This window comes from Pseudemcibacter aquimaris (genome assembly GCF_028869115.1).
Lineage (GTDB): Bacteria > Pseudomonadota > Alphaproteobacteria > Sphingomonadales > Emcibacteraceae > Pseudemcibacter > Pseudemcibacter aquimaris.
On the sequence record NZ_CP079800.1, the window covers coordinates 763377 to 784091 of the forward strand.

Annotated in this window: 17 protein-coding genes and 1 tRNA gene; 12 read left to right on the forward strand and 6 right to left on the reverse strand. The window is 43.1% G+C overall.

Annotation, left to right across the window (positions count from 1 at the left end; translation table 11 throughout):
• Nucleotides 1-28: 28 nt before the first annotated feature.
• The gene (locus KW060_RS03695) at nt 29-1408 is read left to right on the forward strand and encodes an MATE family efflux transporter (RefSeq protein ID WP_249035024.1); all 1380 of its coding nucleotides are present in this window, start codon (nt 29-31) and stop codon (nt 1406-1408) included.
• Here KW060_RS03695 and KW060_RS03700 read toward each other — a convergent pair.
• Nucleotides 1392-3956: a M14 family zinc carboxypeptidase gene (locus KW060_RS03700; RefSeq protein WP_249035025.1), complete on the reverse strand. Its 2565-nt coding sequence runs from the start codon at nt 3954-3956 to the stop codon at nt 1392-1394. The two genes, KW060_RS03695 and KW060_RS03700, sit on opposite strands and share 17 nt — an antisense overlap.
• Nucleotides 3957-4086: 130 nt before the next feature.
• Here KW060_RS03700 and KW060_RS03705 point away from each other — a divergent pair, with 130 nt between their 5' ends.
• From KW060_RS03705 to KW060_RS03750, 10 genes are all read left to right on the forward strand, one after another.
• Nucleotides 4087-5061: a threonine ammonia-lyase gene (locus KW060_RS03705; protein WP_249035026.1), complete on the forward strand. Its 975-nt coding sequence runs from the start codon at nt 4087-4089 to the stop codon at nt 5059-5061.
• A complete protein-coding gene (locus KW060_RS03710; RefSeq protein ID WP_249035027.1) occupies nt 5061-5615 on the forward strand; it encodes a gamma carbonic anhydrase family protein in 555 nt (184 codons plus the stop codon). The genes KW060_RS03705 and KW060_RS03710 overlap by 1 nt, the downstream gene beginning before the upstream one ends.
• A 10-nt stretch (nt 5616-5625) precedes the next feature.
• The gene (locus KW060_RS03715) at nt 5626-5991 is read left to right on the forward strand and encodes a rhodanese-like domain-containing protein (RefSeq protein ID WP_249035028.1); all 366 of its coding nucleotides are present in this window, start codon (nt 5626-5628) and stop codon (nt 5989-5991) included.
• 85 nt (nt 5992-6076) lie between these two features.
• Nucleotides 6077-7486 (forward strand): alanine/glycine:cation symporter family protein, encoded by a 1410-nt coding sequence (locus tag KW060_RS03720; RefSeq protein WP_249035029.1) that lies wholly within the window; start codon nt 6077-6079, stop codon nt 7484-7486.
• Between the two features lie 22 nt (nt 7487-7508).
• Nucleotides 7509-8876: a sodium-dependent transporter gene (locus tag KW060_RS03725; RefSeq protein ID WP_249035030.1), complete on the forward strand. Its 1368-nt coding sequence runs from the start codon at nt 7509-7511 to the stop codon at nt 8874-8876.
• Nucleotides 8877-9007: 131 nt separating this feature from the next.
• Nucleotides 9008-10228, forward strand: a complete 1221-nt coding sequence (locus KW060_RS03730; protein ID WP_249035031.1) for an LL-diaminopimelate aminotransferase — start codon at nt 9008-9010, stop codon at nt 10226-10228.
• Between the two features lie 4 nt (nt 10229-10232).
• Nucleotides 10233-11525, forward strand: coding sequence for a homoserine dehydrogenase (locus tag KW060_RS03735; protein ID WP_249035032.1), 1293 nt, complete (start codon nt 10233-10235; stop codon nt 11523-11525).
• A gap of 46 nt (nt 11526-11571) precedes the next feature.
• Complete coding sequence (gene glpX, locus KW060_RS03740; RefSeq protein ID WP_250646661.1) at nt 11572-12549, forward strand: class II fructose-bisphosphatase; 978 nt, start codon at nt 11572-11574, stop codon at nt 12547-12549.
• On the forward strand, nt 12550-14358 hold the full coding sequence (gene recJ, locus KW060_RS03745; RefSeq protein WP_249035033.1) for a single-stranded-DNA-specific exonuclease RecJ: 1809 nt from the start codon (nt 12550-12552) through the stop codon (nt 14356-14358).
• 111 nt (nt 14359-14469) lie between these two features.
• Nucleotides 14470-14544, forward strand: a tRNA-Glu gene (locus tag KW060_RS03750).
• Nucleotides 14545-14621: 77 nt separating this feature from the next.
• Here the strand turns inward: KW060_RS03750 and KW060_RS03755 are convergent.
• The 3 genes from KW060_RS03755 to KW060_RS03765 form a co-directional block, all read right to left on the reverse strand.
• Entirely contained in the window at nt 14622-15260 is a 639-nt protein-coding gene (locus KW060_RS03755; protein WP_249035034.1) for a DUF998 domain-containing protein, read from the reverse strand.
• A gap of 81 nt (nt 15261-15341) precedes the next feature.
• On the reverse strand, nt 15342-16478 hold the full coding sequence (locus KW060_RS03760; RefSeq protein WP_249035035.1) for a CaiB/BaiF CoA transferase family protein: 1137 nt from the start codon (nt 16476-16478) through the stop codon (nt 15342-15344).
• 2 nt (nt 16479-16480) lie between these two features.
• Entirely contained in the window at nt 16481-17662 is a 1182-nt protein-coding gene (locus tag KW060_RS03765) for an acyl-CoA dehydrogenase (RefSeq protein WP_249035036.1), read from the reverse strand.
• A 96-nt stretch (nt 17663-17758) separates the two neighbouring features.
• Here KW060_RS03765 and csiR point away from each other — a divergent pair, with 96 nt between their 5' ends.
• Nucleotides 17759-18439, forward strand: coding sequence for a DNA-binding transcriptional regulator CsiR (gene csiR, locus KW060_RS03770; protein ID WP_249035037.1), 681 nt, complete (start codon nt 17759-17761; stop codon nt 18437-18439).
• Between the two features lie 75 nt (nt 18440-18514).
• On the opposite strand, the gene KW060_RS03775 is transcribed toward csiR, so the two are convergent.
• Together KW060_RS03775 and KW060_RS03780 are read right to left on the reverse strand one after the other, a co-directional pair.
• Nucleotides 18515-19795 carry a tetratricopeptide repeat-containing sensor histidine kinase gene (locus KW060_RS03775; protein WP_249035038.1) on the reverse strand — a complete coding sequence of 427 codons (1281 nt, stop codon included), beginning with the start codon at nt 19793-19795 and terminating at the stop codon, nt 18515-18517.
• The gene (locus KW060_RS03780) at nt 19792-20628 is read right to left on the reverse strand and encodes a hypothetical protein (RefSeq protein WP_249035039.1); all 837 of its coding nucleotides are present in this window, start codon (nt 20626-20628) and stop codon (nt 19792-19794) included. The genes KW060_RS03775 and KW060_RS03780 overlap by 4 nt, the downstream gene beginning before the upstream one ends.
• Nucleotides 20629-20715: the final 87 nt, after the last annotated feature.

A 20715-nucleotide genomic window follows, 5' to 3' on the forward strand; every position in this document is an offset into this window, starting at 1 on the left:
TCGCCAATTGTTTTTTGGAAAGTAAGCCATGAACCAAGTGATTAACAATCGGGACCCTATAAACGGTAATGTAAATACCGTATTCTGGCGTTATGCCTTACCGGAAATTATCGGATTTCTGGCGATTTCGTCTGCGGGTTTTGTGGATGCGATATTCCTTGGAAATTATGTGGGACAGATTGCTCTGGCGACTGTTAATCTTTCTATTCCGGCACTCACCACGTTCTTTGCTGTTAGTATGCTGATCAGCGTGGGTGGCTCAGTCGTATGCGGGAAATTAATTGGTCGCAAAAAACGCGAACAGGCTAATGCTGTATTCACCAGTACAATTATTATTGGTGTAATTAGTGCGCTTCTTTTATTCCTTCTAAGTATGATTTTCTTTAATGAACTGATAATCGCCCTTGGTGCAAAAGGCGATGAATTAGAGGGCATGTTAAGTACTTACCTAGGGATCATTTTGTTATTTGCGCCGCTTTATGTAATGGAAATTATGGCGTTTTATTTCATCAGGCTTGATGGACAGCCAGAACTGGCGTCAGGTGCATTTATATTTGGTGCTGCGGTAAATATTTTTCTGGATTGGTTATTCATTGCCGAATTCGGTTGGGGTATTGAGGGTGCAGCATACGCCACAGGGCTAGCTATGGTGACCAATTTTGTAATCTTGTTTCCGTACTTTTTCACAAAGTATTCCAAGCTTAAATTCACAAAGCCGATGACGGACATTCGTCTATTGCTTAAAGCATATGTAAATGGCATATCTGAATTTGCAAACGAAGCATCCATTGGTGTGACAGTACTAATTTTTAACTGGGTCATGATCACGCGTCTTGGGACGGAGGGGGTCGCGGCACTATCCATCATTGATCATATCTGGATGGTTGGACTTTATGTGATTGTTGGAATGTGTGACTCGTTACAGCCAAGCATTAGTCAAAATTTCGGCGCAGGTAACGCAAAACGTATTATCGATTTTATGCGCATTGCTGCCATATCATCATTAAGTGTGGGAATTATAATGATCATAGCAATGATCTTTTTCCCAGACATGTTGATTAGCATTTTCTTGCAGGAAGACGAAATTAGAACACGAGAAATTGCCGCCGAATTTTTGATTTATATATGGCCGGCATTCTTGTTTGTCGGGTTAAATATTTTGCTTTCGACTTATTTTACATCCATGCATAAGGCGTTTCAGTCAACTGTCATTGCTTTTTCCAGAAGCTTTGTGCTTCCGGCAATATGTTTGTTGATCTTGCCGCTCTGGATTGGAAATATCGGTATGTTCATTGCCCTGCCTGTCGCAGAGGGGGTAACATTCTTGATCGCTGCGGCATTCTTTATAAAAAGATTGCCGCAGAAATTAATTGATGAAGATAAAGACCGGATTAATTCCGAGGCCTGACGAAGGCTTTCGAGAAATAAATACTGTTTAAGAACATTTTATTTGATCCGTAGAAGTAAGCCCGGAAATTCGGGTTGTTGGCAAACAGGATTACTGATCCTTGGCCTAACCTTTCCGCGATCACATTTGCTTTGCCAGCTAATCTTGATTGATTATCACTTGATGCAAAGCCGGACGCGAGGGCATTTTCCGGAATTTTCACCACGGTGGCGTATGGGTTTTCTGGCTTATCAAATGCGATTAACGTATCGCGGTGCGTATATATTTCGCGTCTGTTATAGCCATAACCAATTGGATGTGTGTTATCCAAGTCACCGCGCATAATCGCGCCGCCAACGATATTTTCCACTTCGTTTGGAACGCGGGATGCGTAATCTTGACGATCAAGTGGATAAGTTTCATTGTCATCTATTAAATTAAGAAGGGTTTCACCGGCCCATTTGGCCCCTTGGCGGTGGGCAATGATGGTGCCGCCGCTGCGGACCCAGTTCCTGATTTTATTGTTTAATGCGTCATCATTGTTATATGTGCCGCCCACCATAATAATGTGGGTATAATCGGTTAAATCCAAACGCGATAGATTACGTTTATCATAAAGCACCACTGGAATATTCATGCGGTAATCAAGCAGGTGCCAAACCTCACCCGCGTCATAGGCACGGGTTCCTTCGCCAACTAAAAGCAGGATATTTGGCTTTTCGATGGGCAATATATTGCGGCTGCCCAAGTCCATACCCGCAGATGCGGTTCTGAAACTGCTTGTCGCGTGAATTTTAATGCCGTCTTCTTTGGCGATGGTTGCCATCAGTGAATAAAGCTCATCATCGGAAAGCTCGCTACCTTGCCAGCCAGTGGAAACAATAATACTGCCGTATCCGAGTTCTTGTCTGCCATCGGATGTATCCATCATAATCGGTTTTGTTGATACTTTCGGACGAACACCCGCTTGTAATAATCGGTTAAGCGCACGCGGTGAATAGTATTCGTTCCATTCAAAAACGTATGCGGCGGATGCGCGTTCTGGCACCGGTGCGCTTTCGAATGTTGGTTTTATGATTTCACCCGCATTATCAAGTGTGCGGCTTCCAACGGGGGCATAATCCATACCGAATGCTAGCGGTGCTGTGAAACCGGAAACATCATAGAAAGTATTATTTTCAAAGGTGGTGATTTTTTCAAACATACCCTTGATCAACGTATATTGGCGTTGATCCGTTTTCACCATGTAACTTTCGCCTGCTTTATATGTAAAGCCATCAATGGTCACATCATTATCCATGACATTGACGTCAATTTGATGGCGGTCCAACAATTTACGGAAATGATAACTGCGTGCTTTATCTTTCGGGGATGCGAAAATATAGCCCTTGATATCATCATCCGCTGCCATATCCTGGCCTTGTGCGTAGAAGCGTTTTTGGTAATCGAGTAATCGTGGGCGCAGTTCAAGTCCCGCTTTCACGATGGAAAGGCTGATGTTCAGGTAAGTACGCACGTTATCTCGGAATGACATTTTGCCGTGGATGGTATCCACATCACCAAGGGTGCGGGCTTGCTCAAATAACAGGCCGATGCTGCCGTTCATATGCGGATATGTGGCGCCCTTACCGATATAAAAATTATCATATCCTTCTTCGCTGAAATACATGCGGGCTTCGCTATCCATAAAATCGCGCGGGCGATCTGTGACTTCCTCTAATAAATCAATGGATTCTGTCGGGATCATCGGGAATGTACGGCCCGGCACCCCCGGCGGGATATAAAATGTGCTGTTTGTGCCCATTTCATGGTGGTCAACGCTGATGTTTGGCATCCATTCATGGAATTTCGCGACCCACCCTTGTGGTCCCGGCTGTGTTTGTAAAAGCCATTGTCGGTTTAAATCAAACCAATAATGGTTGGTGCGACCGCCTGGCCAATATGTATTATGATTGCGGCCATTGGGATCGGTGATGGGCACTTGTGATCCATGCATATGGTTCCACGCGCTTTGGCGGGCGTTACCGTCCGGATTAAAAATAGCAATGATTAAAACAACACTATTTTTCAGTGTTTCTTCAATATATTCACCCTGCGCCGCCGCAAGATAGTATGCAACCGCCATGGAACTATCAGTGGAACTGACCTCTGCACCGTGAACACCGTAATTTAACCATGTGACCACAGGCATATCATCGCTCACCTGAATATCTGAATTTGGATCACTTAAGGCAACGTGGGCCGCTTTAATTTCATCAAGACGGGCCATATTTTCCGGTGACGTCACCGTTAACATCAGAATATCGCGCCCTTCGTGGGTTTTGGCGATCGTTTCAACTTTAACGCGGTCAGATTTTTCCCCAAGCGTTCGCATATATTCAAGTAATAAATCATGACGGGCAACACGGTGACCAAGTGGGTGGCCAATAATTTCCGCGGGTCTTGGGATATCCGGATTATAATTAATATTTTCCGGAAAAATAACTGCGCCACGTTCAACATGGGATTGTGCAAATGCAATTGAAAAGAACGCCGTAATCAAAACGGCGAGAAACGATAATATTCTCATGGATTGTTCCCTATATTTTTTGTTGCTTAAAATCCTATTCAAAAGGGATGATATGCGCAAGAAAACATTCACAACCGCTAAAGAATCCTTTAGTGTTTCAAAAAATTAAAAACAAACAGAGTATCAAAATATGAATTTACCGACTTTTGATGATGTCTTGGACGCGGCAAAACAAATTGATGGCTATGCCGTTAAAACACCTTTCTTAAAAGCAGAGGATTTATCAGAAAAACTGGATGCAGAAATTTATATCAAACCTGAATGCTTGCAACGGGTTGGGGCTTTCAAATTTCGCGGGGCATTTAACCGCCTTTCCCGTTTGAATGATGATGAAAAGAAACGCGGTGTTGTTGCATATTCATCCGGTAATCATGCACAAGGGGTTGCCGCATCAGCAAAGATACTTGGGATTTCATCGGTGATTGTGATGCCGGAAGACAGTCCAAAGATGAAATTACAAAATACAAAGAATTACGGGGCAGAGGTTATTACATATGACCGTGAAAATGAAAGCCGCGAAAAAATTGCCGATAAAATATCTGAGGAACGTGGTTCAGTTGTTGTGCCATCGTTCGAGGATTTCTATATTATTTCCGGGCAAGGTACGGCAGGTTTAGAAGCCGTAAAGCAAGCCGAAGAGGCAGGTGTAAAGTTAGATTTATTTATGACCCCAGTTGGTGGCGGCGGTCTTATTTCCGGCTGTTCACTTGCGGTAAAGGCATTAAGCCCAGATACCGAGATTTATGGTGTTGAGCCGGAAGGGTTCGATGATGTTAGACGTTCCATCGAAAGCGGCAACATTGAACATAACCCACGTGCGGGCGGTTCCATATGTGATGCAATCCTGACGGTACACCCAGAACCAATGACCCATAAAATCATGAGCGATAACCTTGCCGGTGTGCTTACCGTGACGGATGACGAGGCTTTAGCCGCAATGAAATATGCATGGGAAAAATTTAAACTGGTTGTCGAGCCTGGCGCAAGTGTCGCCCTTGCTGCTGTGCTTCACGGTAAAATCGATGTGAAGGGCAAAAAATTGTGTATCGTCCTTAGCGGTGGTAATGTGGACGAAGAAACATTTAAAAAGGCGCTTGAAAAATAATGAATGACACGATCGGTAAAATCGCAAATGGGGGCGGCATGCTTTATCCTTATAAAGGGATATGGCCAAAAGTTGCAGATGATGCATTTATCGCACCCGGTGCACGTATTATCGGTGACGTGGTAATCGGTTCAGAAAGCAGCATTTGGTTTAATTGTGTATTGCGTGGGGATGTTGGTAAAATCCGTATTGGGGACCGCACAAATATTCAGGATGGCAGCGTATTGCATGTGGATAGTGGCGGCAATGATACCATCCTTGGTAATGATGTTCTTGTCGGTCATATGGCCATGGTACATGGCACCACGGTTGAGGATGAAGGGTTCATTGGTTTTAGTGCCATGACAATGGACGGTAGCTTGATTAAGAAAAACGGTATGCTTGCTGCAGGTTCACTATTAAGTCCCGGTAAAACCGTTGGTGAAGGTGAAATGTGGATGGGGCGACCGGCGAAATTTGTGCGCGAACTGGGGGAAAGTGAATACCGCGCTTTATCCAAGGGGGCGGCGAAATATGTTCGCACTGCAAAAGATTATCTTGAAGAATATAAATAAGGAAGAATAAGTGTCGTTAAAAAGCTTCTTTTGGTGGGTTCCGTTTGGTTCTGTTCCTGAAATCAGTACAGAAAAATTATCAAGTTTAATGGATGAATTTGGCGATGATGTTCATTTGTTGGATGTTAGAACACCAAAAGAATGGAATGACGGGCATATCAAAGGGGCAATTAACGTACCAGTCGGTGAATTTAGCACTAAAGTTAGTTCTTTGAACTTGAACGGGGATAAGCCCATTGTAGCGATTTGTTTAAGCGCGCATCGCAGTATTCCGGCTGTTAGAGTATTGCTTAAAAATGGATTTAAAAATGCTGTGCAGCTTGAAGGGGGAATGAAGGCCTGGAGAGCAGCAAATGGCCCAGAAGTCAAACGATAATATTTTCCGTTGCTTTAAGCGACAATCTCTTTAAAATCAGCAAAAAAATAAAAATATTAAAACACAAAATTGATGGGATGAGAAAATGGAAGCGAATTTAGCGGCCCTTGCCGCTCAACTAAACGCTATTGTATGGGGGCCAATAATGTTGGCGCTTTTATTGGGGACAGGGGTATATCTTACGATTGGCCTAAAATTTATGCCGGTAAGGCGCTTAAAAGCAGGTTTCCAATTATTATTTAGCAAACAATCAATGACACATACCGAAGAGCACGATGGTATTACGCCGCTGCAGTCGTTGATGACAGCTCTTTCCGGAACAATTGGTGCGGGAAATATCATTGGTGTGGCATCGGCCATTCTAATTGGTGGACCGGGCGCAATTTTCTGGATGTGGATGACGGCACTTTGCGGTATGGCAACCAAATATGCTGAAGCCATTATGGCGATTAAATACAGAACCCGTAATGAAGAAGGTATGTTGATCGGTGGGCCGATGTATTACGGTAAAATCAGTCTTGGTAAAATCGGTGCGATTCTTGGGGTTGCATATGCAATTATGATGGTAATTGCTGGCCTTGCTACAGGACATATGGTTCAGGCGAACGCGATTTCAGTTGTCTTAAATGAAAACTTTGGTGTCAACAACTGGGTTACTGCGGTTGGTTTGTCAATTCTTGTGTTTGGCGTAATCATTGGTGGTCTTCAATCCATCGCTCGTATGGCTGAAATCACCGTTCCAACAATGAGCATTTTATATCTGTTGTTTGGTACGGGTATTCTGATTATGAATGCTGGTCAAATCCCACAAGCTTTCGGATTAATTTTTGATGGCGCGTTTAATGGTACGGCGGCCGTCGGTGGTTTTGCTGGCGCGGCAATTGCGGCGGCAATCCAGCAAGGTGTGTCGCGTGGCCTTTATTCTAACGAGGCAGGAACCGGCAGTGCGGCGATTGCCCATGCGTCGTCCGAGACAAAAGAACCGATCCGTCAGGGTGAAATTGCGATGCTTGGTACAGTGATTGATACGATTATCATTTGTACATTTACATCGCTGATTATTTTAACGGTACAGATTGAAATGGGCGGGGTTGTTCAGTCAGCATGGCTATTCGGTGATGATGGCAATGCTGGTGCGACATTAACGTCACAAGCTTTTGCTGCGGGTATTCCTGGCGGTGGATATGTTGTTATTGTTGGTCAGCTGATATTCTCGTTCACAACGATTATTGCATGGAGCCTTTATGTGGAACGCGCAGGTGTGTTCTTAAGTAATGAGAAATATAAACTGATGTTCAGACTTTCTAGTGTCGCTGTTGTATTTCTTGGCTGCGTTGGTGAATTTTCAACAATCTGGGCATTTGGTCTTGCGTCACTTGGTTTGATGGCAGCACCGAATTTAATAATCTTGCTTTTGAACAGTCCTGAAATTTTCAAACTAACAAAAGAAGCACATGCAGCACGCATTGAAGCAGCAAAACAAGCTGCTGAGTAATTAACAGGGAAGGTAATTGAACATGGCAATTAGTACTCAACATGAAATGAAGAGCCAATGGAAATCCCGCACGGGTTTCCTGCTCGCCGCGGTTGGCGGGGCGATTGGCCTTGGTAACATCTGGCGTTTTCCATTTGAAGCTGGCGAAAATGGCGGTGCCGCATTTGTTATTATCTATGTTGGCTTTGTTATCATTATCGGTTTCCCGCTTCTTGCAGCGGAAACAATGCTTGGCCGTTATGGCAAGCAGGGCGCGGTAACAAACTTTGGCCATGTTGCCAGAATGGAAGGTAAATCTCAAAACTGGAAATACATCGGTTGGTTTATTGCCTTTTCATCTTTTATCTTGTGTTCATATTATAGCGTTATTGCCGGGACCACAGCGGCTTATGCCTATGAAGCCGTGATGGGTAGTTTTTCTGGTATCACGCCGGAAGGATCGGTGGAATTATACGCGAGTTATTCCAGTAGCCCGTTAAAACTAACATTCTGGCATGCGTTTTTCATGATCGTATGTGCGTTTATTCTCTCTCATAAGCTGAATGATGGTATCGAAAGAATGACATCGATTGCAATGCCGATTTTCTTCTTCTTACTATTGTCACTTATTGTGATGGCGGCATTCATTGGTGATTTTGCTGCGGGTGCGGCGTTCCTATTTGAACCTGATTTTTCTAAAGTAACCTTGAGTGTGGTTGTTAGCGCGCTTGGTCAGGCGTTTTTCTCAATCGGTGTGGCGCTTGGTATTATGCTGACTTTTGGTGCTTACTTACCGCAGGAAACATCCATTGTGAAATCAGCATTTATCATTTGTATTGCGGATACATGTGTTGCGGTGTTTGCGGGTCTTTCCATTTTCCCAATTGTATTTGGGTTTGGCATGGAACCGAATGTTGGTTCTGCGCTTGTTTTCAACACAATGACGGTTGCTTTTGGCCAGCTTGAATACGGTGGCTTGGTTGGTGCTGGGTTCTTCACATTGCTGGCGATTGCGGGCTTTACGACCTTGCTTGCGCTGATGGAACAGATGGTTGTTTATCTGAACAAATTTTATGATATGTCACGTGGTAAATCGGCATCGATTGTAACAGGTGCGATCTTCACTGTTGGTATGCTTTCTGTATTCTCAAGTAATATTCTGGCGCATGTGAAAATCGCGGGGTTAGGACTATTGGATAGCTTTGATTGGTATGTGAACCAAATCGGTCTGCCGCTTGGTGGATTGCTGACTGCTGTTTTTGTTGGCTGGGTTATTAAGAAGCAAAATGTTATTGAAGCATTCGGTGAAAATGAAAGCCATCTGGACCTTCTATATACGGTGATCAAATATCTTTGTCCGATTGCGATTGCGATTGTGTTTGTCTCGCAAATTATTGCGCAATTCAGTTAATCACTGAAAAACCTAAATTTTTAGCCATTCTAATGCAGAATCCTGTTCCATGAACGGGATTTTGCTGTTATTAGGGGGCGCGAAATATGTTACGCTGATTATTGTCGTAATATAAAAATCAGAGAAGAACGATGGACAACGAATTTTACCGAATAAAAAGATTACCCCCCTATGTTTTTGCCGAAGTTAATGCCATGAAGGCAAAGGCGCGAGCGGCCGGGGAAGATATCATTGATTTCGGTATGGGAAATCCTGATTTGATGCCACCTCAACATGTGATGGATAAGGTCACGGAAACCATGAAAGACCCAAAAGCGCATCGTTATTCCGTCTCAAAAGGAATTCACGGTCTACGTAAAGCAATGGCCGCTTATTACGAGCGCCGCTTTAATGTGACGCTTGATCCGGAAACGGAAATTATCGCGACACTTGGATCAAAAGAAGGACTAGCAAACTTGGCGCAGGCAATAACCGCGCCGGGTGATGTGATCTTGGTCCCGAACCCAAGTTATCCGATCCATCATTTTGGATTTATCATTGCCGGCGCGACTATGCGTCACCTGCCGACAACTGAAGACCATGATTTTATGGAAATGCTTGACCAGGCGGTAAAACACAGCATTCCAAAACCGCTTGCGCTTGTGATTAATTATCCGTCAAACCCAACAGCAGAAGTGGTCGATCTGGATTTTTATAAAGAGGTCGTGGCTTATTGCAAAAAGCACGAAATCTTTATTCTTTCTGATTTGGCGTATGCAGAAATTTATTATGGTGATAATCCACCACCTTCGATATTAGAGATCGAAGGCGCCCGTGATATCGCTGTTGAATTTACATCCATGAGTAAGACATATTCCATGGCTGGTTGGCGTATGGGTTTTGCTGTTGGTAATAAAAAACTTATCGGTGCGCTAACACGTATGAAATCATATGTGGATTATGGTGCTTTTACCCCGATACAGGTGGCGGCAACTGCGGCCCTTAATGGACCACAGGACTGTATTGATTTCGCAAGAAATACATATAAAAGCCGCCGTGATGTACTTGTCAGTGGAATGGAAGGTTCCGGCTGGGAAATCCCATCACCCGAAGCAACCATGTTTGCATGGGTGCCACTTCCGGATGGATGGGAACAGGTTGGATCAAACGAATTTTCAAAAGCACTATTAAGCCATGCGAAAGTCGCCGTTGCGCCGGGAATTGGTTTTGGTGAATATGGCGATGGGCATGTGCGTATTGCGCTTGTGGAAAATGAGCATCGCATCAGGCAAGCGATGCGTAATATGAAGCAATTTTTGAAAAACAGTGATGAATATTTAAATCAAATATTAGAAACAAAAATTAAGGAATAAAAAAGTGAGTGACCCTCTTAAGGTAGCCGTCGCGGGACTTGGTAATGTTGGCGTTGGCGTCGTTAAAATTCTTGAAGAACATAAAGAAATGATCAAGGACCGTGCCGGTCGTGAAATTCAAATTACCGCAGTATCAGCACGCAGCAAAACGGCGGACCGCGGTGTTGATCTTTCACCTTATACATGGGTTGATAACGCGGCCGATATGGCTGATCTTGATAATGTTGATATCGTTGTTGAACTTATTGGCGGTGAAGAAGGGATTGCATTTACACTTTCTAAAAACGCCCTTAAAAACAAAAAATCACTTGTGACAGCAAACAAAGCGATGGTTGCTCACCACGGTGCATTACTTGCGGATATGGCACAAGAAAATGATGTTGCTATGCGTTATGAAGCGGCCGTTGCCGGCGGTATTCCAATCATTAAAGCAATTGGCGAGGGCCTTGCAGCCAATAAACTATCTCAAGTTTACGGTATCATGAACGGTACAACGAACTATATGCTGACACATATGGAACAGCGTGGTTTGACTTATGATGAAATCCTTGATGAGGTAACAGAACTTGGATACCTCGAAGCTGATCCAGCACTTGACCTGGACGGTATCGATGCGGCGCATAAGCTTGCGATTTTAAGTAGTGTTGCGTTTGGCACCAAGACGGATTTTGATAATGTGTATATCGAAGGCATCCGTAAAATCCAAGGCATTGATATTGAAAATTCCAAAGAAATGGGTTTAAAAATCAAGCTTCTTGGTATGACTAAATATGAAAATGGTACGTTAAGTCAACGTGTGCATCCGGTGATGATTGATCGTGATCTTCCGATTGCAAGCGTTAATGACGGCTTTAACGCATTGGTGGTTGATGGCGATTATATCGACCGCACATTCTATCAAGGGCGCGGTGCAGGTGAAGGGCCAACGGCATCTGCGGTTGTGGCGGACCTGATCGATATCGCAAGAAACCACACAGGTGCGGCATTCTTTAAACCGGCATCAAAACTGGTTGAAGCATCACCAGTTTCAATTAATCAGCGCCGCGGTGAATATTATGTTAGAATTTTAGCTGATAATAATACTGGTGTTCTTGCTGATATTACAAATGAACTTAAGTCAGCTGGTGTTTCTGTAAATGATATGAAGCAAAAAACAGCATCAAACGATGGGCGGGTATATATCATTATCACAACCCATGAAACAACGGAAACAGCGTTAAAAGATGCTGTAAACCGTATTGATGAATTGTCGGTTGTATTGGAGCCGACAATGTCTATTAGAATTGAAAAATTATAAAATTGGGCTATATTCGCCCCAGAGAGATTAAAAATAGGAAATAATTATGGCAGTTAATTCAACACTGGATCGTGTGTTTGTTCTTGAACTAGTACGCGTAACAGAAGCAGCGGCAATCGCAGCAGCAAAACTTGTTGGTATGGGTGATGAGAAGGCCGCAGATGCAGCCGCCGTTGAATCCATGCGTAATGAATTTAACGATCTTGATATCAAAGGCCGCATCGTTATTGGTGAAGGTGAACGCGACGAAGCACCAATGCTTTACATCGGTGAAGAAGTAGGTACAGGAAACGGCCCGGAAATCGATATCGCACTTGATCCGCTTGAGGGTACAACGATTGCTGCGAAAGCGATGCAAAACTCACTTGCTGTTGTGGCGCTTGCGGAAAAAGGAAACCTACTTAACGCACCGGATGTTTATATGGACAAAATCGCGGTTGGTCCTGGTCTTCCGGAAGGTGTTGTTGATCTTGATAATTCCGTTGCTGATAACGTTAAGGCTGTGGCCAAAGCAAAGAACCGCCCAGTAAGCGATATGCTTGTTTGTGTTCTTGACCGTCCACGTCACGAACAAATCATTAAAGAAGTTCGCGAATGCGGAGCACGCGTAAAACTAATCGGTGACGGTGATGTTGCCGGTGTTATTGATACAACAAACCCAAAAACATCAGTTGATATTTACATGGGCTCTGGCGGCGCACCAGAAGGTGTACTTGCAGCTGCTGCACTTCGTTGTATCGGTGGTCAAATTCAAGGTCGCCTGACATTCCGTAATGATACGGAACGTGGTCGTGCTAACAAATGGGGTATCACGGATCTTGACCGTAAATATTCAACAGAAGAAATGGCATCAGGCGATGTGATTTTCGCGGCAACGGGTGTGACTGACGGTACGCTTCTTCACGGTGTTCACACATCAGAAGACGGCAAGCGTTACACAACAGAAACGATCGTTATGCGTTCTGCGTCAAAAACTGTACGTCGTATTCAAACAGAACATGACCGCGCCATCAAACTTTCGTAAATGAGTGATGATGCGCAAACCATAGCAGACCGGGAACTGGTTCTTGCTGTGGAAAATTCAATTACCGGCAGGGCGTGGGTGTCACGTCCTGCCGAGCCTCGTTTTATACAGGCGATCGCGCAAAACCATAATCTGCCTGAAATTGTTGCCCGCGTCGTTGTTGGACGCGGCATTTCCGTGGAAAATGCGGAAATATTTCTAAATCCCACATTACGAGAACAACTACCTGATCCATCAATATTTAAGGATATGGATAAAGCATGCGCACGTATTGCTGATGCGATTATGGCGGGTGAAAAGGTTGCTGTTTTCGGCGATTATGATGTGGACGGCGCAACATCATCGGCAATATTCAAGCGTTTCTTCAAATCCATCGGACAGGACATTACAGCTTATATTCCCGATAGGATGGAAGAGGGGTACGGCCCAAATACAAAAGCACTGCTTGAATTAAAAGCCGCCGGACATAAGCTCGTGATTACAGTTGATTGTGGCATTGTTTCATTTGAACCTCTTGCCGCCGCTACAAATGCCGGACTTGATATGATTGTGGTTGACCACCATCAGGCGGAAGCCAAGCTTCCAGATGCAGTCGCAGTCGTTAATCCAAACAGACTTGATGAAGAACCGGGATACGGGCAACTTGCCGCGATTGGTGTTAGCTTTATCACCATTGTCGGGATTAACCGGGAACTTAGGAACCGTGGCTGGTATAAGGATCAAGCAATTGAAGAGCCAAAAATTATCCAGTGGCTTGATCTCGTGGCCTTAGGGACCATCTGTGATGTGGTGCCATTAACGGGCGTTAATCGTGCACTTGTGGCTCAAGGGCTTAAGATTATGGCAGCACGTGGCAATCAAGGATTGAAAGCATTAAGTGATGTGGCGGGTATTTCAGAAGAACCGGGCACTTACCACGCAGGTTTTCTACTTGGGCCACGTGTGAATGCAGGCGGCCGTGTTGGCAGATCGGAAGCTGGTACCATTCTATTAAGTACCGATAACGAAGAAGAGGCGATCCGTATATCGTCAGAACTGAATACTTATAACGCGGAACGTCAGGCGATCGAAGCAATGGTTCTTGAAGATGCGATGGATCAGGTCACTGCAAAAATTGGCCCAGGTGGTGTTGTTCCACCCGTGATTATTGCCGCTGGAAATGGATGGCATCCGGGTGTAATTGGTATTGTCGCCGGAAGGTTAAAAGAACATTTCGGCAGACCGACCATCGTGATCGCCATCGATGAGCATGGTGACGCTAAAGGATCCGGCAGGTCCATTTACGGTGTTGATCTTGGTTCGGCCATTACCGCCGCAAGGCAAGCGGAAATCCTAACCGCCGGTGGTGGACATGCCATGGCAGCAGGACTTAGCATGCGTAAAGAAATGCTGGATGATTTAGAAGAGTTTTTAACATCCCGACTTAAAAGTAAAATTGATGAAGCGGTGGCAACGATGTCACTGAAACTGGATGGTGCGTTGTCACTTTCTGCAGTGGATCCAACACTTGTAAATCAACTTGATCAGATCGGACCATACGGGCAGGGGAATGCAGGACCGCGTTTTGCTTTTTCTGATTGTTTTGTCAGTTATGTGGATATTGTTGGCAAAGATCATGTGAAATGCACACTTAAGGGGGGCGATGGATCAACCGTTAAGGCAATGGCATTTAGAAGTGCCGATAAACCACTTGGGCGTTTTTTGATAGATTCTCGTGGCAAAGCGATAAAAATTGCAGGCACCATCAGAAATAATCATTGGAATGGCCGCACAAGCGCAGAAATTTTCATTGATGATGCGTCGGAATAGGCTTGATTTCTGCGGTTTTTTAAAAAAACCAAAAAAAAGTATTATTTATTACAAAAAAGCTATTGACCAAGACCGCCTGAAGGGTTAGAAACCACCCACACCGATCACGGAGGCCCCTTCGTCTAGCGGTTAGGACGCGGCCCTTTCACGGCTGAAACACGGGTTCGAGTCCCGTAGGGGTCACCACATTCGGTACTAAAACAAGCGCCAATGGTATTTGCCTGAGGCGCTTTTTTTTATGGGAAATTATTAAATTTTCGGCTTTAGTTAACTGCTTCGTTCTTTTGGAGATCATCACAATACGTTTTAATGTGTTTGCCGAGTAAGATCAGCCAGATAAAAATTGATGCTTCAAGTATACGTTGAATTAGTCCTACCCATTGGGAATTCGGATCTAAATTTGTAAAACACAGTAAGAGCACCATACCTAGTGTAATTCCTAAATTTTTAAAAAATTTGGATGGGGCCCAATTATCTAATCCCAAGGAAATAAGAAATATTGCCGCCGCTCCGCCTAAATAACCGGGGAGGGCTGAGACAATATGGATATTATGAGAAAGTGTAGGTGAAGCTGGTCTACATTCAAAATCACAAGGGAAAACTGCGGCGACCGTAAGGGATAATGTGTAAAGCACCAAGAAAGACATACCGAGTATATTATATTTGTTTTTCGGTATTATTTTGGTGCAAAGAACAATAAAAATCAGGATAAACATTTGCGTGGGAATAAAGCCAAGATAATTAACAAATGGACCTGTAACAGCACCCGTTGCACCAAGTTCGCTTATGAACTGGGATGAGTGATTATAATTTTCATAAATTATCCCACCCCAAACTAAGGTCACCAAAAACCAGCTTGCGGCGAAAATAGGTAAAATCACTAAGAGGTTGTTTTTATTCATATGTAAATAATTACAATCATTTTTCAGCAGTGCAAGTTGGAAATATAATCGGGAATTGGCTGTTATCTGTTAAACAATGCTTTAATCTGGCCGTTTTGGTGGTGCCTTTTTATATTCCATTGGTGTTTTTGAATATTTAATCGGGTTGGCAATGATGGGAACATCGTTGCCATTTTCATCTTTAATGGTTTCAAGTACGCCACGTTCTTTCACATGCGGATCAGATAAAATTTCAGCAATATTATTGACGGGTCCGCAAGGTACGCCATGTTGTTCAAATAAACTGACCCATTCTTTTGTGGATTTCTGAATGATTTTATCTGCGATTAATGGAATTAATGATTTTCGGTTTTTAACACGTTCGGCGTTGGTTTTATAATTGGCATCATCTGCCCAGTTTTCACCAACAAGCGCGCTGAATTTTTCAAACTGGCTATCATTGCCAACCGCCAGCACCATATCACCATCACTTGTTTTGAACGTTTGATAGGGAACAATGCTGACATGTTCATTGCCATGGCGTTTTGGGACATTGCCGCTCATCAGGTAATTTGATGTATGATTGGCAAGCATGGCAATTTGGGTGTCCAGCAACGCTAAATCAATATATTGTCCTTCGCCGGTTTTGTCGCGGTGGGCAAGGGCACCCAAAATACCAATCGTTGCATACATACCTGTCATAACATCGGCAATGGCAACGCCAACTTTTTGCGGACCGCCACCATTTTCATCACTATCGCCCGTGATGCTCATCATGCCGCCCATGGCTTGGATCATGAAATCATACCCGGCACGGTTTGCATAAGGACCCGTTTGCCCAAATCCTGTGATTGAACAATAAATCAACCCAGGATTGACTTTAGAAAGGTTATCATAATCAAGGCCATATTTTTTAAGGCCACCGACTTTATAATTTTCAACCAGAATATCGCATTCTTCAGCGAGCGCTTTAATCTCGTCCTGTCCGGCGGGCGTTGTTATATCAATGGCGCGTGATGATTTATTGCGGTTGGTACAGTGAAAATAGGCAGCATCACCATCACTGCCATCTTCGTTCTTCATAAAAGGCGGTCCCCACGTCCGAGTATCATCACCAACACCGGGGCGTTCGATTTTTATCACGTCCGCCCCCATATCACCGAGCATCTGCGTCGACCATGGGCCGGCCAAAACCCGGCTTAGGTCCAATACTTTAATATGGGATAGGGGACCTGCCATTACTAGAAAGCGTTAAGACCTGTTTGTAAGCGACCAAGAATGAGTGCATGGACATCATGGGTGCCTTCGTATGTATTAACCGCTTCAAGGTTCATGGCGTGACGAATAACATGAAATTCATCGGCAATACCGTTACCGCCATGCATATCACGCGCTGTGCGGGCGATATCCAATGCTTTACCGCAATTATTTCTTTTCAGTAATGAAATGGCGTCTGGTGATAATATTTTCTTGTCCATCAGGCGACCTGCTTGCAAGCATCCATGAAGACCCAGTGTAATTTCCGTCTGCATATCCGCTAACTTTTTCTGGATTAACTGATTAGCGGCCAGTGGTTTTCCAAATTGTTTACGGTCAAGGGTATATTGACGTGCAGCATGCCAGCAAAATTCTGCAGCACCAAGCGCACCCCATGCAATGCCGTATCTCGCGTTAGAAAGGCAACCCAGCGGCCCCTTCATTCCTTCAACATTTGGAAGCATATTTTCTTCTGGAACAAACACATCATCCATAACAATTTCACCGGTATCGGATGCACGCAGTGAAAATTTACCTTCGATTTTTGGTGCGCTTAATCCTTTCATTCCTTTTTCAAGGATGAAACCGCGAACAACACCATCATCATTTTTACCCCATACAACAAATACGTCGGCGATTGGGCTGTTTGTAATCCACATTTTTGTACCGGATAGTAAATAACCACCATCAACGGATTTGGCACGTGTTTGCATGCTTGCAGGATCAGATCCTGAATTGGGTTCGGTAAGCCCAAAACAACCGATAAGTTCTGCGGTTGCAAGTTTCGGTAGATATTTTTGCTTTTGTTCTTCGGAACCATAAGCATAGATCGGATACATCACGAGCGAGCTTTGAACGGACATGGCACTGCGGTATCCACTGTCAACGCTTTCCACCTCACGCGCAATAAGGCCATATGAAACATATCCAACACCCGCACAATCATAGCCATCGATGGTAGGGCCCAGAAAACCCATTTCACCCATCTTGGTCAGGATATCGCGGTCAAATTTTTCATGACGGTTTGCTTCAAGAATGCCGGGCATAAGTTCCGATTGGCAAAAGGCTTTTGCCTGATCGCGGATCATGCGTTCTTCCTCGTTAAGGCTTTCTTCCAAAAGCAATACATCATCCCACGGGGCTGATTTCCATTTCATTGCGCTCATGATTTCGTTTCTTTCAATATTATCGATGAAAAGAATAATTATCGATAAAAAGAAAAAATGTCAATAGAATTGCGCTTTTTATAAACAGGTATTAATATGCGCATTATGAAGAATGGAAACTATAATTTAGTATCGCAAGTATATGATTTGCTTAAGAATGATATCCTTAATGGAAGGTATCTACCTGGTGGCAAATTGATCTTGTCAAAGCTACGGGAAAATTACCAAGTAGGAGCAAGTCCTATCAGGGAGGCACTGTCGCAGCTTTTAGCGGAAGGCTTAGTCACAACTGAAAATATGCGAGGATTTAGAGTTAGCCCTGTATCGCTCGCGCAGCTCAAGGATATTTACGAGGCTAGAGCATGCCTTGAGCGGGTTTTAGTTGAGCTGGCTATTAAAAGAGGGGATGATGTATGGGAAGCAGGTATAGTTGCGGCGGCTCATCGCTTATTCAAATATGGTAATATTAGCCAATTGGAAGAAATTTCAATAGAAGAGTGGGAAGAGTTACATCATGAATTTCATAATGCGATTGTTAATGGGTGTGGATCTTCGATATTATTAGAGGTACGACAATCACTCTATGAGAAAGCCACAAGATATAGAAATTTATGGTTAAAGGAAAATGTTCGCCAAGAGGATGCATTTGATTCAAACATCTCAGAGCACAAGGATATTGTTAAGGCTGTACTAGAGCGTGATCAAGAGATGGCTCAGAAAATGATATATGAACATATATTGGTTCCCGTAAAAATTATTGAAGAAAGTTTTCAATAAAAAAATGAATTGAAGAATTTTCTCTCTAACTTTACTTTTACGTTTTCTATTTTTTTATAACTTGATAAATTGGGCTTAATTTTCTTCTACGATCGGGAATTCGACCCAGAATGTGGTGCCTGTACCTAATTCTGTTTTGTAACCGATTTTACCGCCCATAGATCCAGTTAGTTTTTTACAGATAAATAAACCAAGTCCTATACCTGTGCTGGTGATGCTGCTCGGGTCGACCCTGTCAAAAGCAGTGAAAAGCAGTTTTTCTTTATCTTGGGGGATGCCTATGCCGCTATCTTTGACATAAATTCTCATGTGGTGATTGTTGGTTTCCACACAGCCAAATTCAAAGCTACCGTTATCTTTATTATATTTAATCGCGTTAGTGATGAAATTAAGGATAATTTGATCCAGTCTGTTCTTATCGACTAATACTTTTTTCTTACATTCTTCGTTAACGGTGAAGGATATATTCTTTTGTTTTGCGAGCGGTTTTATTATCGGAATATTTTTAGAAAAGATATGATGCGGGCAAACGGGTTCAAGATTAAATTCGATTTTACCCGCTTCCATTTTCGATAAATCAAGAATGTCTGAGATCAGGTTATTTAACTTACGCCCTGAATCAGCGATGATTTTTAATGATTCATTGCGTTTTTCTTTATCATCAGCGCCAACACCCATCTCGAGCGCTTCCGCATAGCCAATAACAGCATTCAATGGGGTGCGAATTTCATGGCTCATATTCGCAAGGAATTCTGTTTTCGATTGATTGGCGTCTTCCGCGATTTGTTTGCTTTCTCTTAATTTTTGCGCTGCGCGGCGTTGCATAATAAGGACAAGAATAACCAGCATAAGAATAATTGAAATTGCAAAAATGATCAGTATCATTTGTTGAAATTGTAATGACTGTTTTTCAAGATTTGCTTCTCTTTGAATTCTTTCGATTTGCATGGATGCTTCGAAATTAGTCTGCAGTGTTTGCACGTCATTTGACGTAGCATTCATTAAACTACGGGTTTTTGCAATGTGGTAATCATATAATAATTGATAGGCCTCTTGATATTTGCCTTGTGCAAATGCAATTTTCGCATCAATTTCTAAATTCATGTTAACCCAGAAAGCTTCTTCGATGCTGGGGTTTTGATTTATGATTTGGTCTATTCTCTCTCTGTATAAAACGGCTTTATCAACTTCGCCAATTTCCGGTAATACGAGTGCGCCTAATTGCAGTGACCAAATTTCAAATATCATGTCGGTGTCAGCATAAACCAATGCCTTTTCAATATATTCCGCTGATTTCTCATATTCATTCAGTTGGCTATAATTCATCGCAATACCGTAATATGAATATAAATTCATATTTCCTGACCGCTTTGGATATAAAAATCAGAAAGAATTGTTAAATAATCTCTTGAAAGCGCAAATAGTTCCTCATCCTGTAACGCAATACCGATGTTATAAATAAGGGTTGCGATATCGGTGGGGATTTGATGGTTACGGATAATATTTAAGCTTTCGATCGCGGCCAAAATTGAATTTTTGGGATCGCGCAGTTCCGCATATATATATGTTAATGCATTATAATGATGTAACTCTAATCTGTGTTGAAACGGTGTAAGGTGAACAAGTTCTTTTGCTTTTTCTGCATAAAGCAAAGCGCTATATTCTTCACCGATCAAAGGAGCGAGGCCCATTAACGCCTGATATGCGATTACCATTGAAAGAGTGTCTTCTTCCGCCTCTGCTTCTTCTAGATGTATTTCAATTTCTGCAAACGCATTACTATAGTTTCCATCTAGGCTAATGCTGTAGAGTTTTAAAATGTGTGCAACCCTGATGTAGGTAGCATGATTTTGCAGTGACGCCTTTTCAAGTAGCATTTCGGCGTATTTGGTTAATTTTTCTTGGATTTCAAGGTTGAAATAAAATTCTGCTACACTGAAAATTCTTTCTAAATCTTCCGGGGTATTATCGCCAAGTATATTTGCTTCGTCATTCTCTATGCTATGGATAAGATCGTATTCAAGCAGTTCTTGAACATCTGTAATAAATTCATTTGCAAGTTGAACTGTTTCGGGGTCAGGGGCTTTTGTTTCTTGTGCGATACTGTGTGTATAAATGAAAAACAAGATAAACCACGTCACTAAAGTTATAGCAACTTTTAAGGGGTTAACTTGGACACATAATTTCATTTACAACTCTATACTATATGCTGTTACCCCAATATTGTTCCTTTATGTTGTGGTGATACCTACTAACACACTTTATAATTAATATTG

What these genes read in the sequence shown, in the direction of transcription:
- KW060_RS03695 (WP_249035024.1), top strand. Translation starts at nt 29, where the DNA reads ATGAACCAAGTGATTAACAATCGGGACCCTATAAACGGTAATGTAAAT.
- KW060_RS03700 (WP_249035025.1), bottom strand. Translation starts at nt 3,956, where the DNA reads ATGAGAATATTATCGTTTCTCGCCGTTTTGATTACGGCGTTCTTTTCA.
- KW060_RS03705 (WP_249035026.1), top strand. Translation starts at nt 4,087, where the DNA reads ATGAATTTACCGACTTTTGATGATGTCTTGGACGCGGCAAAACAAATT.
- KW060_RS03710 (WP_249035027.1), top strand. Translation starts at nt 5,061, where the DNA reads ATGAATGACACGATCGGTAAAATCGCAAATGGGGGCGGCATGCTTTAT.
- KW060_RS03720 (WP_249035029.1), top strand. Translation starts at nt 6,077, where the DNA reads ATGGAAGCGAATTTAGCGGCCCTTGCCGCTCAACTAAACGCTATTGTA.
- KW060_RS03725 (WP_249035030.1), top strand. Translation starts at nt 7,509, where the DNA reads ATGGCAATTAGTACTCAACATGAAATGAAGAGCCAATGGAAATCCCGC.
- KW060_RS03730 (WP_249035031.1), top strand. Translation starts at nt 9,008, where the DNA reads ATGGACAACGAATTTTACCGAATAAAAAGATTACCCCCCTATGTTTTT.
- glpX (WP_250646661.1), top strand. Translation starts at nt 11,572, where the DNA reads ATGGCAGTTAATTCAACACTGGATCGTGTGTTTGTTCTTGAACTAGTA.
- recJ (WP_249035033.1), top strand. Translation starts at nt 12,550, where the DNA reads ATGAGTGATGATGCGCAAACCATAGCAGACCGGGAACTGGTTCTTGCT.
- KW060_RS03755 (WP_249035034.1), bottom strand. Translation starts at nt 15,260, where the DNA reads ATGAATAAAAACAACCTCTTAGTGATTTTACCTATTTTCGCCGCAAGC.
- KW060_RS03760 (WP_249035035.1), bottom strand. Translation starts at nt 16,478, where the DNA reads ATGGCAGGTCCCCTATCCCATATTAAAGTATTGGACCTAAGCCGGGTT.
- KW060_RS03765 (WP_249035036.1), bottom strand. Translation starts at nt 17,662, where the DNA reads ATGAGCGCAATGAAATGGAAATCAGCCCCGTGGGATGATGTATTGCTT.
- csiR (WP_249035037.1), top strand. Translation starts at nt 17,759, where the DNA reads ATGCGCATTATGAAGAATGGAAACTATAATTTAGTATCGCAAGTATAT.
- KW060_RS03775 (WP_249035038.1), bottom strand. Translation starts at nt 19,795, where the DNA reads ATGAATTTATATTCATATTACGGTATTGCGATGAATTATAGCCAACTG.
- KW060_RS03780 (WP_249035039.1), bottom strand. Translation starts at nt 20,628, where the DNA reads ATGAAATTATGTGTCCAAGTTAACCCCTTAAAAGTTGCTATAACTTTA.